Annotated in this window: 14 protein-coding genes; all 14 read left to right on the forward strand. The window is 63.0% G+C overall.

The window, feature by feature from the left end:
- The first annotated feature begins 12 nt into the window (after positions 1-12).
- Positions 13-513 carry an NADH-quinone oxidoreductase subunit J family protein gene (locus tag ACFSQT_RS21360; protein ID WP_379021813.1) on the forward strand — a complete coding sequence of 167 codons (501 nt, stop codon included), beginning with the start codon at positions 13-15 and terminating at the stop codon, positions 511-513.
- Positions 513-815: an NADH-quinone oxidoreductase subunit NuoK gene (gene nuoK / locus ACFSQT_RS21365; protein ID WP_379021815.1), complete on the forward strand. Its 303-nt coding sequence runs from the start codon at positions 513-515 to the stop codon at positions 813-815. Before ACFSQT_RS21360 ends, nuoK begins: the two co-directional genes overlap by 1 nt.
- A gap of 3 nt (positions 816-818) precedes the next feature.
- The gene (locus ACFSQT_RS21370) at positions 819-2273 is read left to right on the forward strand and encodes a monovalent cation/H+ antiporter subunit D family protein (RefSeq protein WP_379021817.1); all 1455 of its coding nucleotides are present in this window, start codon (positions 819-821) and stop codon (positions 2271-2273) included.
- A complete protein-coding gene (locus ACFSQT_RS21375) occupies positions 2270-2524 on the forward strand; it encodes a hypothetical protein (RefSeq protein WP_379021819.1) in 255 nt (84 codons plus the stop codon). Before ACFSQT_RS21370 ends, ACFSQT_RS21375 begins: the two co-directional genes overlap by 4 nt.
- Positions 2517-4277 (forward strand): Na(+)/H(+) antiporter subunit D, encoded by a 1761-nt coding sequence (locus ACFSQT_RS21380; RefSeq protein ID WP_379021821.1) that lies wholly within the window; start codon positions 2517-2519, stop codon positions 4275-4277. The genes ACFSQT_RS21375 and ACFSQT_RS21380 overlap by 8 nt, the downstream gene beginning before the upstream one ends.
- Positions 4278-4285: 8 nt before the next feature.
- The gene (locus ACFSQT_RS21385) at positions 4286-5761 is read left to right on the forward strand and encodes an NADH-quinone oxidoreductase subunit M (protein ID WP_379021823.1); all 1476 of its coding nucleotides are present in this window, start codon (positions 4286-4288) and stop codon (positions 5759-5761) included.
- Entirely contained in the window at positions 5758-7197 is a 1440-nt protein-coding gene (locus tag ACFSQT_RS21390) for an NADH-quinone oxidoreductase subunit N (protein WP_379021825.1), read from the forward strand. The genes ACFSQT_RS21385 and ACFSQT_RS21390 overlap by 4 nt, the downstream gene beginning before the upstream one ends.
- 154 nt (positions 7198-7351) lie before the next feature.
- Positions 7352-7717, forward strand: a complete 366-nt coding sequence (locus ACFSQT_RS21395) for an NADH-quinone oxidoreductase subunit A (protein ID WP_379021827.1) — start codon at positions 7352-7354, stop codon at positions 7715-7717.
- Positions 7705-8208 (forward strand): NuoB/complex I 20 kDa subunit family protein, encoded by a 504-nt coding sequence (locus ACFSQT_RS21400; RefSeq protein WP_111547966.1) that lies wholly within the window; start codon positions 7705-7707, stop codon positions 8206-8208. The genes ACFSQT_RS21395 and ACFSQT_RS21400 overlap by 13 nt, the downstream gene beginning before the upstream one ends.
- Positions 8205-8741: an NADH-quinone oxidoreductase subunit C gene (locus ACFSQT_RS21405; protein WP_379021829.1), complete on the forward strand. Its 537-nt coding sequence runs from the start codon at positions 8205-8207 to the stop codon at positions 8739-8741. Before ACFSQT_RS21400 ends, ACFSQT_RS21405 begins: the two co-directional genes overlap by 4 nt.
- A 28-nt stretch (positions 8742-8769) precedes the next feature.
- Positions 8770-9984, forward strand: coding sequence for an NADH dehydrogenase (quinone) subunit D (gene nuoD / locus ACFSQT_RS21410; RefSeq protein ID WP_379021831.1), 1215 nt, complete (start codon positions 8770-8772; stop codon positions 9982-9984).
- A 16-nt stretch (positions 9985-10000) separates the two neighbouring features.
- A complete protein-coding gene (gene nuoE, locus ACFSQT_RS21415) occupies positions 10001-10513 on the forward strand; it encodes an NADH-quinone oxidoreductase subunit NuoE (protein ID WP_379021833.1) in 513 nt (170 codons plus the stop codon).
- A 4-nt stretch (positions 10514-10517) separates the two neighbouring features.
- Entirely contained in the window at positions 10518-11783 is a 1266-nt protein-coding gene (gene nuoF, locus ACFSQT_RS21420) for an NADH-quinone oxidoreductase subunit NuoF (RefSeq protein ID WP_379021835.1), read from the forward strand.
- Positions 11784-11816: 33 nt separating this feature from the next.
- Positions 11817-14405: an NADH-quinone oxidoreductase subunit NuoG gene (nuoG, locus tag ACFSQT_RS21425; protein ID WP_379021836.1), complete on the forward strand. Its 2589-nt coding sequence runs from the start codon at positions 11817-11819 to the stop codon at positions 14403-14405.
- Positions 14406-14416: the final 11 nt, after the last annotated feature.

Below are 14416 nucleotides of genomic sequence, written 5' to 3' on the forward strand. Positions count from 1 at the left end.
GGAGCGGCGTCGATGGATCAGGGGTTCTTTCTTCTGTTCGCTGCGGCGTCCGTAGTCGCGGCTCTGACCTTGGTCCTGGCGCGCAATCCGGTTCACAGCGCATTGGCGCTGATGGCGTGTTTCCTACAGATATCGGCGATCTTCGTCTTGCTCGAGGCGCCGTTGCTCGCTGTCATCCAAATTTTCGTCTATGTCGGCGCGATCATGGTCCTGTTCCTATTCGTGATCATGATGATCGATGTGCGCGAAGCGGTGTTGCAGCGGTTCTTGCCGGGCAGCAACCTGCCTGTTCTGGTGCTGCTCGCCCTGCTTGGGGTCGAGATGCTTGTGCTGGTGCTCAGGAGCGACCGATTTTCTGTCGCGGAGCCCGTTGCAATGCGCACGGACGGTGAGGTCAGGCAACTCAGCACGACGCTTTTCGCTGACTATCTCCTGCCGTTTGAAGTCGCCTCCATCATCCTGCTGGCGGCCCTGGTAGGTGCCATCGTGCTGGCGCGTAAGGAGCCGCAGTGATGGTGCCGCTCTGGTGGTATATCGTGCTCGGAGTGGTCCTGTTCGTGATCGGAGCGGCGGGCGTACTGCTCAGACGCAATATCCTGGTCGTGTTGATGTCGCTGGAACTGCTGCTCAACTCAGTCAACGTCAATTTCATCGCTTTCGGACATTACTACGACGACTACCGCGGGCAGATTTTCGCAATTTTCGTCATCGCGATCACTGCGGCGGAGGTTGCCGTTGCCCTCGGCATCTTAGTCGCCCTTGCGAGGAACAAGTCCACCCTCAAGGTCGATGAAGTGAGCATGATGAAAGGATAGCCGGTGATATCGATCCGGCCGCTGCTTGCCGTTGCCGTCGCACTTCTGGCGGCCCTTGCAGTTCTCCTTCTAAACAAGCGCGTGAAGCTCCGCGATGCCGTCTCGCCGTTGGCCGCGTTGACCATGTTCGCAATTGTCGCCTCGATGGCGCCCACGGTGCTGGCGGGCGGGACAGTCGATTTGCGCCTGTTCGAGATTCTGCCGGGGATCGACTTCGCTTTCCGTGTCGATGCGCTCGGCATGGTGTTTGCCACCGTCTCGTCGCTGCTGTGGATCGTGGCGTCGATCTATTCCATTGGCTACATGCGGCACTTGAATGAGCATGCGCAGACCCGATTCTTCGCCTGCTTCGCCGCCAGCCTGGCTGCCGCCGCCGGGGGCGCCTTTGCCGCCAATCTGTTTACGTTGGTGATCTTCTACGAGGTGCTGAGCCTCGTTACCTATCCGCTTGTCTACCACCACGAGGACGAGCAGGGATGGACGGGCAGCCGCAAATACCTCGTCTATTTGATGGGCGCGTCGAAAAGCGTGCTTCTGGCCGCGCTGGCGTTAACTTACAGCATTGCGGGGTCACTCGACTTTGTACCGGGGGGGCTGCTGGCGGGGGTCGACGCCTCGGCACCGCTGCTGACCGTCGTCTATTTCTGCTATCTCTTCGGCTTCGCCAAGGCCGCGGTGATGCCGATGCACGCCTGGCTGCCTGCCGCGATGGTGGCGCCGACACCGGTTAGCGCCCTCTTGCATGCGGTGGCCGTCGTCAAGATGGGTGTGTTCTGCGTGCTGCGCGTCGTGTTCCACATCTTCGGCGCAGGGCTGGTGGGCGGGCTGGGGCTCGGCATCGCCACGGCCTATGTCGTCTCGTTCACGATCGTGATGGCGTCCATCTACGCCCTGACGCGGGACGACCTAAAGGCACGGCTCGCCTATTCGACGGTCAGCCAACTCTCCTACATCGTGCTGGGCGCGGTTCTGCTGTCGCCCGTCGGGATGGTCGGCGGGATCATCCACATCGCGGCCCATGCATTCTCGAAGATCACGCTCTTTTTTTGCGCCGGGTCGATCTACTGCGCATCTGGCAAGCGGAACATCAGCGACATGGCCGGCATCGGCCGCAGGCTGCCCTGGACGATGGGGGCGTTCTTCGTCGGCTCGCTCAGCATGATCGGGGTGCCGCCGACTGCGGGCTTCATCAGCAAGTGGTATCTGGCGCTCGGCTCGGTGGAGGCCGGAGAGACCCCGTTCCTTATCGTGCTCCTGGCAAGTTCGGTCTTGAACGCCGCCTATTTCCTCCCGATCAGCTATGTCGCCTTCTTCGGGACGGAGGCGCAGGAGAGCCCGGCGACCGTTCGTGAAATTCCGATGTTGACGGTCCCGCTGGTCGCGACCGCCATCCTGTCGGTGGCGATGGGCATCTTCCCGGACTATTTCCTCGCCCTGGCGGAAAGAGTCGTCAGATGATCAAGCGCGTCGTCGATTTCTTTGGCGATGAGAGACATGCGAAAAAGCGTCGCCGGCTATTTTACCTGGTGCTCGTCCTGATCGTCATCGCCGACTTTCTGGTCTTCCGCGAACACGCCGAATACCTGTGGGAGCGGCTGCCCGGCTGGTCTGCCCTCTACGGCTTCGGCTCCTGCGTGCTTCTGATCTTCGTGTCCAAGTTTCTCGGCCATAAGTGCGGGCTGATGCGGCGCGAGGACTATTATGACTGACTTCGTCCACCCCGGTCTGCTGTTCATTCTCGGCGCACTGCCGATCCCCATCCTGAAAGGGTCTGTCCGCAAGGCCTATGTGCTGCTGATCCCAACGCTGGCGATCCTGGCCGTGCTGACGATGCATCCTGGCGGCTACGGCGCGGCGCGGTTCATCGGGCAGCAAATCATGATCGCGAAGGTCGACAAGCTGAGTGTCCTCTTCGCCACTGTTTTCAGCATCATGGCATTGATCGGCACGGTCTATGCGTTGCATCTGACGCACGCAGGCCAGCATGTGGCGGCGTTCGTCTACGTCGGCAGCGCGCTCGGGGTAGTGTTCGCCGGCGACTACCTGACCCTCTTCCTGTTCTGGGAGGGTATGACGTTTGCCTCTGCCTACCTGGTCTTTGCCCAGCGCAGCGAGCAGGCGCTCCGCGCAGGGTTCCGCTACCTCATGGTCCATATCACAGGCAGCGTTGCCCTGCTCGGCGGCATCATTCTCCACGGGTTCGCCACCGGTTCGGTGCTCTTCGGCCCGATCGAGGACGGGCTTGGCTTCGCCACCTGCCTGATCCTTGCCGGCTTCCTACTCAACGCCGCGGTGCCGCCACTCAACGCCTGGCTGACCGACGCCTACCCGGAAGCGACAGTCACCGGGGCCGTATTCATGAGCGCCTTCACCACGAAGACCGCCGTCTATGTGCTGGCGCGGGCGTTTCCGGGGACCGATCTTCTTGTCTGGCTCGGCACTGTGATGGCGCTTTACGGCGTTATCTACGCGGTGCTGGAGAACGATTGCCGGCGGCTCTTGGCTTATCACATCGTCAGTCAGGTGGGCTACATGGTGGCGGGCATAGGCATCGGGACCGAGATGGCGGTGAACGGCGCCGTCAGCCATGCCTTCGCGCATATCCTTTACAAGGCGCTCCTCTTCATGGGCGCGGGGGCGGTGATCCACGTCACCGGGCGGCGCAAGCTCACCGAACTCGGAGGGCTCTACAAAACCATGCCGGTAACCCTTGCGCTCTACATGGTTGGTGCCTTGGCGATCTCGGCATTCCCGTTCTTCTCAGGCTTCGTCACCAAGTCGATGGTGGTGGCCGCCGCCGGACAGGATCATCGCGCGCTGGTGGTGCTGGCGCTGACAATGGCGTCGTCAGGGACGTTCCTGCACACCGGGCTCAAGCTCCCGTACTACATGTTTTTCGGCACGGACCAGGGGCTGGAAGCGCGAGAGCCGCCGCGCAACATGCTGATTGCGATGGGTATGGCAGCGGTGCTCTGCATTGCGATCGGGGTGTTCCCCCAGACGCTCTACGCGCTTCTGCCCCATCCGGTCGACTTCGATCCCTACACCGGCATCCATATCACCGAGAGCCTCGGCGTGCTGATGTTCACCGCCTTGGGCTTCGTCATCTTCCTCAGGGCGCTCGACCCCGAGAATACGATCAGCATCGATACCGACTGGTTCTACCGCATGGGCGCGCGGCGCTTCATGTGGCTCGCCGAAAACCCGCTGGCGCGCTACGAGAAGGCGGTGAGTGACGTGTCCGAGACCGCGGCGCTGCCTTTTCTGCACGGCATGGCACGGGCAGGACTGCGGATCGACCTGCGCGGCGTGGACGCCCTCGTGAACGCCGTCGCTCGCGCGATCCTGCGCAGCGGGGGCGCGCTGCGGCGGCTCCAGAGCGGCGTCGTGACCCATTACGCGCTGGCGATGATTGCTGGTGTGATCGCGGCTATCGCCGTATTCGCTGTGGCGTGGCGGTAGGGGGCGCGATGACGATCCCTTTGCTTAGCCTCATCGTGTTCACGCCAGCCGTCGGGGCAGCGGCGCTGATGTTTGTCCGCAACGACGATGTGGTGCGGTGGATGGCACTGGGTGTCACTGTCCTCGACTTCGTGCTTTGCATCGCCATGCTCGGCGGCTTTGACACTTCTACCCACGAGATGCAGTTCACCGAGACGCGCCCGTGGGTGCCCGCGCTAGGGATCACCTACACACTTGGCATCGACGGGATCAGCGCACCCTTCGTGTTCCTGACCGCGCTGTTGGGCTGGATCAGCGTGCTTGCCTCCTGGGTTGCGATCGACCGCAAGGTGAAAGAGTTCATGGTCAGCCTGCTGGCCATGCAGGCGCTGATGCTGGGCGTGTTCTGCGCACTGGACCTGTTCCTGTTCTACGTCTTCTGGGAGGCGATGCTGATTCCGATGTATCTGATCATTGGCGTCTGGGGTGGCGACGGCCGGGTCTACGCAGCTTTCAAGTTCTTCCTCTACACACTGGCAGGCAGCCTCATGTTCCTGATCGGTGTCATCGTGCTCTATTTCCATGGTGGCGAGACCTTCGACATCCGCACCCTGATGGCGCAGGATTTGCCGCTCCAGGTCCAGTCATGGCTGTTCTTCGCCTTCCTGATAGCCTTCGCGGTCAAGGTTCCGATGGTCCCGGTCCATACTTGGCTGCCGGACGCCCATGTGCAGGCACCGACGGCCGGCAGCATCATCCTCGCCGCCGTGCTCCTGAAGATGGGCGCCTACGGGTTCCTGCGGTTCTCGCTGCCAATGCTGCCTGAGGCGACGGTGCATTATTCGACGCTGATGCTGGTCCTTTCGGCGGTCGCTATCGTCTATGGCGGGTTGCTCGCCTTGGCGCAGGACGATCTGAAGAAGCTAGTGGCCTATTCCAGCATCAGCCACATGGGCTTGGTGACGCTGGGGATTTTCACGCTGAACCTTCGTGGGCTCGAGGGCGGCATCCTGCAGATGTTCAATCATGGCGTAACGACGGGCGCGTTGTTCCTGTCCGTGGGCCTTATCTACGAGCGGACCCATACCCGCAGCATCGCGGATTATGGCGGGCTGATGAAGGTGGCGCCGGTCTATACGGTGTTTCTTGCCCTATTCGCCCTGTCGTCGATGGCGCTGCCGGGAACGAATTCGTTCGTGGGCGAATTGTTGGTGCTGTCAGGCGCGTTCGCAGCCAACCTGGCTGTCGGCGCTGCCGCCGTTCTGGGCGCCTTGCTGGGAGCGGCCTATCTGCTTGGCATGTACAGGAAAGTCGCGCTTGGGCCGGCCAGCATCGGCATGCGGTTCAAGATCCGCGACGTGAACGCCCGCGAAATGGCGGCAATCCTGCCGCTCGCCTTCTTCGTTATTTGGATCGGGCTCTATCCGAAGCCCTTTCTCGAGATCATCGACGCCTCGGTGGAGCATCTACTAGCGCAGGTGCACGGTAAGGGGGGCGCCCAATGACCGCCGCCGCGCTTTTCCAGTCGACTCTGGCGAGCCTGCCCGAGATCGTCGTGGTTACCGGGGCCTGCATCCTGCTGATCCTGGGGCAGTTGGTACGGAAGGGGCAGCAACAATTCCTTGTCTGGGCTTCAATCGCGGTCGTGCTGATTGCCGCCTTGGGGACACTCATGCTGGCGGGCGAGGTGCGGCCGGCCTACTCGGGCATGTTCGTCGTTGACCGCTTTGCGGTCTTCTTCAAGGTCGTGTTCTACCTGGTCACGGTTCTGACATTCCTTCTTTCGCGAAAATATGCCGAGATCGAAGGGATCGGGAGCAGTGAATACTATGTACTGCTGCTCTTGGCGCTTTCGGGTATGATGATCATGGCCTCGGCGACCGACCTCCTGTCGATCTACGTAGGCCTCGAACTGATGGTGCTCTGCACTTATGTGCTGACCGGCTTCCTGCGGCAGCAGCGGCGGTCGAACGAAGCGGCGCTGAAATACGTGATCCTTGGCGGGGTCTCGACCGGGATTTTCCTTTACGGCGTTTCGCTGATCTACGGGCTCACCGGCACGACGCAGTTGGACGGGATGGCCAAGGCGGTGACCGGTGATCCGCTCGATCCCGGATTGCTCCTGGCTGTGGTTTTTATCGTCGCGGGGCTGGTATTCAAGGTCGGCGCGGTGCCATTCCATATGTGGGTGCCGGACGTCTATGAAGGCGCGCCGACGACGATCACCGCCTTCATGTCGGTGGGACCCAAGGCAGCGGGGTTCGCTGTGATCCTGCGGGTGTTCCTCAACCCACTGGTCGCAGCCTCGAACGTCTGGATCATCGTCGCGGTTATTGCAGCAGTGACGATGGCGCTCGGCAGTTTCGTGGCGCTGGTGCAGGACAATTTCAAGCGCCTGTTGGCCTATTCCAGCATCGCCCATGCCGGGTTCGCCATGTTCGGCGTGGCGGCCGGCGGTGCGGACGGGGTCGCCAGCGTGATGCTCTATTTGCTGATCTATGCGTTCATGAATCTCGGCATCTTCGGCATCGTCATCATGATGCGGAACGGCGATTTCTCGGGCGAGGTCATCGAGGACTACGCCGGTTTTGCCAAGTCGCATCGCGGGCTGGCGCTTCTGATGCTGCTTTATCTGTTCTCGTTGGCCGGCATTCCGCCGACAGCTGGGTTCTTCGCCAAGTTCTACGTGCTGGTCGCGCTGGTCGAGCGGGGTTTCGTCATGCTGGCGGTGATCGCGGTGCTGCTGAGCGCCGTTGCCGCCTACTTCTACATCCGCATCGTGATGGTGATCTACATGCGCGAGCCGGAGGGCGTGTTCGACCCGGCACTGACGCCCGCGGTCGGCGCCACACTCGCCTTCACCGCTGCCGCCACCATCGGCATTGGCCTATTTCCGGCGTGGTTTCTGAGGCTTGCTCAACATGCCGCAATTGGCGGCTGAAAGATTGGATTTGCAATGATCTGGCCGACGGAATACTCTGGCCGTGCAAGAAAGGAATGCCCAAGTTGCTTCCCAGGGCGCCCGCATCACCGGTCTCAGAGGGGTCGGTAGTGGCCAGGGCAAAGCCCTCGGTGGGTGACCGGGGCTACGCGACGTGACCGGAATGGAGTTCCTGCCGGTTCTTTTCATGGTCGCCGGAATTGTTCTGGTGGCGATGGTTACGCTTTTTGTCTCCTCGCTACTGCGCCCATCCAATCCCTATCCCGCGAAGAACATGCCCTATGAATGCGGCATGGACCCGGCAGGCGAAGCCGCCGGAGGCCGCTTCAGGGTGCAGTTCTTCATCATCGCGATCCTATTTGTCGTCTTCGATGTCGAGACGATGTTCCTCTTTCCCTGGGCCGTTGTCCTGAAAGAGATCGGGCTGGTCGGCTATGTCGAGATGTTCATATTCATATCGCTGCTTCTCGTGGGCTTCGCCTACGCCTGGCTGAAGGGGGCGCTGGAATGGGAGGCGTAAACAACGCGATCCGCGACAGCGTGCTGTTCACCACGGCCGACAGCCTGATCAGTTGGAGCCGAAGGTCGGCGCTGTGGCCCGAAACCTTCGGCATTGCCTGCTGTGCCATCGAGATGATCTCGGCGGGCTGTGCCCGCTACGATCTCGACCGCTTCGGCGTGGTGTTCCGGCCTTCGCCGCGCCAGTCCGACGTAATGATCATCGCCGGCACCATAACGCGGAAATTCGCTCCCGTGGTGCGCCGCCTCTATGACCAGATGCCGGAGCCGCGTTGGGTCATCGCCATGGGCACCTGCGCCATCTCGGGCGGGGTCTACAACACCTATGCGGTGGTGCAGGGGGCGGAGACCTTCGTGCCGGTGGACGTGCATGTGCCCGGCTGCCCGCCGCGGCCCGAGGCGCTGATGCACGGTTTCCTTCTGCTTCAGGAGAAGATCAAGAAATCCAGGGCGTTGGCTGGGACGCCTCTGGACCGGGTCGCGGTGCCATGAGCGTGGAGACGTCCCTCATCCGCACCCTGATTGCGGAACGTTTCGGGGGGGCAATCGAGGAGCTTGGCTTCTCGCATGGGGTTCACGCTTTCGCCGCTCCGCCTGACATGATCGTCCAGCTTTGCCGGTTCCTGAAGGAACACCCGGCGCTGCGGTTCGATTTCCTGTCCGACATTTGCGGGGTCGATCACTACCCCGAGGCACCGCGCTACGAGGCGGTGTACCATCTTTTTTCGCTGCCGAACAAATGGCGCGTGCGGATCAAGTGCCGCCTCGGCGATCCGCCGCGGATCCCGTCGGTGACGGGGGTCTGGCGCACCGCCAACTGGCATGAGCGCGAGGCCTGGGACATGTACGGGATCAGGTTCGAGGGCCACCCCGACCTGCGCCGGATCTATATGTGGGAAGGGTTCGAGGGCTTCCCGCAGCGCAAGGACTTTCCGCTGCGGGGCTACAAGGACAAGCTGAACCCGTTTGGCGCCGAAGGCACGCCGCCGACGCAGCCAGACCTTGCTACCAAGGACATTCCATAGGGAGGACATTCCATACCGAGGACTTGAGATGACCGAAGTCACGGAACTGAACTGGCCGGAAGCCGATGCGCCCCACACCAAGGAGGTGCTTCTCAACCTCGGCCCGCAGCATCCCAGCACACATGGGGTGCTGCGGCTCGTCCTCGAGTTGGATGGCGAATATGTGGCACGCGTGGACCCGCATATCGGCTACCTGCACCGCGGCACAGAGAAACTGGCGGAGAGCTTCACCTACACCCAGATATTCCCGCTAACCGACCGGCTCGACTACCTCTGCCCGCCCTCGAACAACCTGGCCTTCGCACTGGCGGTGGAGAAGCTCCTGGGCATCGAAGCGCCGATCCGCGCGCAATATATCCGCGTGCTGATGGCCGAACTGGCACGGATCTCCGGTCATCTCCTGATCACCGGCGCACTCCCGCTGGACCTGGGCGCCATGACCGCGCTCCTTTACGCCATGCGCGAGCGCGAAATGATCATGGACCTGTTGGAGATGATCAGCGGGGCGCGGATGCACACCTCCTTCTGCCGGGTCGGCGGTGTGCGCGAGGATCTGCCCGACGGGTTCTTCCCCAAGATCAGGGAGTTCTGCGACATCTTCCCGAACCGGATCCGCGACTATGAACGGCTGGTCGATAACAACCGCGTGTTCCTGAAGCGCACGCGGGGGATCGGCGTGATCTCCGCCGCGGACGGCATCGATCTGGGCCTGAGTGGCCCGAACCTGCGCGCCTCCGGCGTCGACTGGGACATCCGCCGCGACGAGCCCTATGAGATCTACGACCGGCTCGCGTTCAACGTTGTTACCCGCGATGAAGGTGATTGCTACGCACGCTGGCGATGCCGCGTCGAGGAAATGCGCGAGAGCGTCCGGATCATCGAGCAATGCCTCGAACAGATGCCCGACGGGCCGTTCCAGATCGACATGCCGACAATCGCCTTCCCGGTGAACAAGGATCGGGTGCACTGCTCGATGGAGGCGCTGATCCAGCATTTCGACCTGTCGGCCTATGGCTTCAAGGTGCCTAAGGGCGAGGTCTACTCGGCGATCGAGGCGCCAAAAGGCGAGCTCGGCTTCTACATCATCAGCGACGGGTCGCCAAAGCCGTTCCGCATGAAGGTCCGGGCACCTTCGTTCGTCAACCTTCAGGCACTGTTCGGGGTCACCAACGCGCGCTACCTGGCGGACATGATCGCCGTGCTCGGCAGCCTCGACCCTGTGATGGCGGAGGTGGACAAGTAGCAGGGAATTGGACGCGATGACCATGCGCGAAAAGATCGAAGAGGCGGCGTCGCGGTATCCCGACCAGCGCTCGGCGATCATGCCCGCGCTTCTGATCGCGCAGAGGGAACATGGCCATCTGCCCGGAACGGTGCTGGAAGAGGTCGCCGAGATCCTCGGCGTCGAGCGCATCTGGGTCTACGAACTGGCGACCTTCTACACCCTTTTCCATACCGAGCCGGTCGGCATTTTCCACCTGCAGCTCTGCGACAACGTTTCCTGCATGCTGTGCCGATCCGAGGATCTGCTGAGACACCTGGAAGAGGTGCTCGGCATCAAGAAGGGCGGCACGACGCCGGACGGGCTGTTCACGCTTTCGACCGTCGAATGCCTCGGCGCTTGCGAGATGGCCCCGGTGATGCAGGTCGGCGACGACTATCACGGCGACCTCGACATCGCTCGGATCGACGCACTCCTGGACAGGCTGCGCGCGACGGTGCGGCAGGCGACTGGCGCCGATCTCGTCGCCCCAGGACCGCCGGGAGAATAGCGCCATGTTCGAACCCGTCCTTCTCAAGAACTTGGACGTGCCGGATGGCCATCTGCTCGCGACCTATGAGGCCGGCGGCGGCTACCGGGCGCTGGCCAAGGCGCTGCGGGAGCACACACCCGACGAGATCATCGACCTCGTCAAGAAATCCAACCTGCGCGGGCGCGGCGGAGCCGGATTCCCCACGGGCATGAAATGGAGCTTCGTGCCCAAGCGTGCCGGCAAGCCGAGATACCTGTGCTGCAACGCCGATGAGGGCGAGCCGGGCACCTTCAAGGACCGGATCGTCATGGAGCGTGACCCACACCAACTGATCGAGGGCATGGCGATCAGCGCCTACGCGATAGGGGCGGAAACCGCCTATGTCTACATCCGCGGGGAGTACACGCTGGCGATCGCGCGGCTGGAGCAGGCGATCGCCGAGGCCCATGCGAAGGGTTATCTGGGATCACGGATTCTGGGCTCGGATTTCAGCTTCGTCGTGCACATCCATTGCGGTGCCGGCGCCTATATCTGCGGCGAGGAGACCGCGATGCTCGACTCGCTCGAAGGCAAGCGGGCGCAGCCGCGTCTGAAACCGCCGTTCCCGGCGGTCGAAGGGCTTTACGCCAGCCCGACCGTAATCAACAACGTCGAGACGCTGGCCTGCGTCCCGCATATCGTGGTGCGAGGGGCCGACTGGTTCCGCGGCATCGGCCCGGAGAAGAGCCCCGGCCCGAAGCTCTATTGCCTCAGCGGACAGGTGCGGAAACCGGGCCTTTACGAGCTGCCGATGGGGATACCGCTGCGCGAACTGGTCTGCGACCATGCCGGCGGGCCGCTGCCCGGGCGCAAGCTCAAGGCGGTGATCCCAGGCGGGGTCTCGGCGCCGTTGATCCCGGAACGCGGGCTGGACGTCGGGATGGACTTCGACTCGCTGGCCGCCGCCGGCTCGATGCTCGGCTCGGCCGGGGTGATCGTGATCGACGACTCGACCTGCATTGTCAAAGTCGCCACCCGGATCATCGAGTTCTTCCATCACGAGTCCTGCGGCAAGTGCACCCCCTGCCGCGAAGGGTTGAACTGGGTCGTCAAGGTGCTGCGCCGGGTCGAGGCGGGCCAGGGCGCGCCGGGCGACCTGGAACAGTTGGGCGCGCTCTGCAAGGGCATTTTCGGCAACACGTTCTGCGCGCTGGGCGACGGCGCGGCGATGGGCCTGCGGGCTGCACTGGCGCATTTCGAGGATGAATTCGTCGCGCATATCGAGGAGCGGAGGTGCCCGTTTCACTGAGGAGGACGCAGCGAGAGGACCGCGAGGAAAGCCATGGTTAGCGTAACAATCGATGAACGAATGCTGGAAGTGGAGGCGGGCTCTACGGTGCTGCAGGCCGCTGAGCGTTTGGGCATCGACATCCCGACCTTCTGCTATCTGAAGCGGCTGCCGGCGCTGGCCTCCTGCCGCATGTGCCTGGTGGAGATTGAGGGACAGCGGCGGCTACAGCCTTCTTGCGCCACCGCGGTCACCGACGGCATGGTGGTGCGGACGAACACGCAGTTGATCGACGAAACGCGCTCTTCCATGCTCGACATGCTGCTCGCCAACCACCCTCTCGACTGCCCGATCTGCGACAAGGGTGGCGAGTGCGAGCTGCAAGACATGGTGATGGCATACGGGCCCCGCACAAGCCGGTTCCGCGACATCAAGCGCGTGTTCCACTCCGAGGACATCCGGCTCAGCCCGGTCATCATCATGAACGTCAACCGTTGCATCCAGTGCCAGCGCTGCGTCCGGATGTGCGAAGAAGTCGTCGGCGCGGTCGCCTTGGGCACCGTTGAAAAAGGCATGGATACCGCCGTCACTGGCTTCGAGGGCAGTCTCGCGAGTTGCGATCAATGCGGCAATTGCGTCGAGGTCTGCCCGGTCGGCGCGCTGATGAGCTTCCCCTATCGCTACAAGGCGCGGCCCTGGGATCTGGTCGAGACCGACACGGTCTGCCCGCATTGCGGCACCGGCTGCCAACTGACCGTCGGCGCGCGCAAGGGCGAATTCATGCGGGTCCGCTCGAAGGTGGAGCACGGCATAAACCGCGAAACGCTCTGCGTGCGCGGGCGCTTCGGCCTCGACTTCGTCGGCAGTCAGGACCGGATCAAGCGGCCGATGATCCGTCGTGACGGGGTCCCAGTTCCGGTTTCATGGGACGAAGCGGGAGACTACCTCCGCCGGCGGCTGTCGGCCGTCGCCAGCAAGGCCGCGGGCGGGCTGGCCTCATCGCGCTTGCCCAACGAGGTGCTTTATCAGTTCCAGAAGCTGATGCGGACGGCATTCCGGACCAACAATATCGACTGCTCCTCGCGCTGGTCCACGCCCTTCGATGCGCTCGGCCCGTTGGTGGCCGCCTTCTACACCCGCGCGCCGCTGGAGGAGGTGATCGGCAACGACTGTGTGCTTGTCGTCGGTGGCAACGTAACGGACGAAAACCCAGTCACCGAATATCTGCTGCGAGACTGTGCACGGCGGCGACAGACCAGCTTACTCATGCTCTCGGCGCGACCATCCCGCCTGGACGCCGATGCGCGGGCGGTCGTTCGCGTGCCGCCGGGCGGTGAGGCTCAGGGCCTTGCCGCGGTGGTGAGCGGACTGGGGTCGGCTGGTCAAGCATTGCCCGGCGATATTTTTGCGGACATGGGCGCGAAAACCGGCCGGCCGGCAACAGCCACCGACAATGACGGTCCGGACCGTCTGGCCGCGGCGCTGCTGGAAGGCCGCAGCGTCACCGTGCTTGTGAGCGCCGACCTCTTGAGATCGCCCCAAGCGCGCGCGACGTTGCACCAGCTCAACAACCTTTTGCAGGTTCTGCGCGCACTCGGCAAGGGCCTGGCGATGCAGTTCCTCTTCGACCGTGCCAACCAAATGGGTGCCTGGGACATGGGCGTTCTGCCGACGGCGCTGCCGGGGCTGTGGGCGCTCGCCAATGAAGCGGCGCGCGCAACTCTCGAACGAGCCTGGGGCGCCGAAATCCCATCTGAACCGGGCGTGGATTTCGACGCCATGCTGGAGCTCTGTGACAGGAAGCGAATGGGTGCGCTCTATATCGTCGGGAGCGACCCCCTGATGTCTTATCCGGACCGGGGATTCGTGCAGCGGGCGCTTCGTGCCGCCGATCTCTTGATCGTGCAGGACGCGTTCCTCACGGATACGGCCGGCCTGGCGGATGTCGTGCTGCCCGCGGCGAGTTATGGCGAGGAATCCGGCACGTTCACCAACAACGAAGGCCGCACCCAGAAGGTCTGCAAGTTCCGCGAACCCGCCCTCGAGGCGCGGGACAATCTGGCGATATTCGACTTCGTAGCGGCGCTTCGCGGCCAGGCGTTGCGGCCGTCGATCCAAGGCGAGATCTTTGGCGAGATCGCCCGGCTGGTTCCAGCCTACGAAGGATTGACGCAGGACGGGCTTGGCGCCGACGGAGCTTTCACCAAGGCGGCCCTTGCACCACCGGTTGGCGGGTTCTTCGCCCTCCCGCCTGCCCCCATTGCAGCCGACCGTCTCATGCTGGTTACCGGCAACTGCCTGTTCCACAACGGATATCTTTCCGAGCGCTCGGAAATCCTGAATACGGTCGCAGATGACCCGTATGTCGAGATGAGCGCGCCGGATGCAACGCAGCTTGGCCTCGCGGATGGCAATCAGGTGGTCGTGCGGTCCGCCCAGGGCGAACTGACGGCGAAGCTCAAGGTCAACAAGCGTTTTCCCAGGGGCCTCGTGTTCGTTCCCGAGAACTACAGATCCCTGCGTCTCAACAGCCTGATGCGGCGGGGCGAATACCCATGTCCGGTGGAAGTTGAAATGGCGCACGCCGCTTTCGAGATCGCCACTGTCGCCGGGGCCGAGGCGCGGCCTGACAATCCGATCTGAGGCATCACGGG

The sequence above is a fragment of the Mesorhizobium calcicola genome (genome assembly GCF_042682105.1).
GTDB lineage: Bacteria > Pseudomonadota > Alphaproteobacteria > Rhizobiales > Rhizobiaceae > Mesorhizobium > Mesorhizobium calcicola.

Bases quoted from the DNA above. Each gene is read 5' to 3' on its own strand.
- ACFSQT_RS21360 (WP_379021813.1), top strand. From the start codon at position 13: ATGGATCAGGGGTTCTTTCTTCTGTTCGCTGCGGCGTCCGTAGTCGCG.
- nuoK (WP_379021815.1), top strand. From the start codon at position 513: ATGGTGCCGCTCTGGTGGTATATCGTGCTCGGAGTGGTCCTGTTCGTG.
- ACFSQT_RS21375 (WP_379021819.1), top strand. From the start codon at position 2,270: ATGATCAAGCGCGTCGTCGATTTCTTTGGCGATGAGAGACATGCGAAA.
- ACFSQT_RS21380 (WP_379021821.1), top strand. From the start codon at position 2,517: ATGACTGACTTCGTCCACCCCGGTCTGCTGTTCATTCTCGGCGCACTG.
- ACFSQT_RS21385 (WP_379021823.1), top strand. From the start codon at position 4,286: ATGACGATCCCTTTGCTTAGCCTCATCGTGTTCACGCCAGCCGTCGGG.
- ACFSQT_RS21390 (WP_379021825.1), top strand. From the start codon at position 5,758: ATGACCGCCGCCGCGCTTTTCCAGTCGACTCTGGCGAGCCTGCCCGAG.
- ACFSQT_RS21400 (WP_111547966.1), top strand. From the start codon at position 7,705: ATGGGAGGCGTAAACAACGCGATCCGCGACAGCGTGCTGTTCACCACG.
- ACFSQT_RS21405 (WP_379021829.1), top strand. From the start codon at position 8,205: ATGAGCGTGGAGACGTCCCTCATCCGCACCCTGATTGCGGAACGTTTC.
- nuoD (WP_379021831.1), top strand. From the start codon at position 8,770: ATGACCGAAGTCACGGAACTGAACTGGCCGGAAGCCGATGCGCCCCAC.
- nuoE (WP_379021833.1), top strand. From the start codon at position 10,001: ATGACCATGCGCGAAAAGATCGAAGAGGCGGCGTCGCGGTATCCCGAC.
- nuoF (WP_379021835.1), top strand. From the start codon at position 10,518: ATGTTCGAACCCGTCCTTCTCAAGAACTTGGACGTGCCGGATGGCCAT.
- nuoG (WP_379021836.1), top strand. From the start codon at position 11,817: ATGGTTAGCGTAACAATCGATGAACGAATGCTGGAAGTGGAGGCGGGC.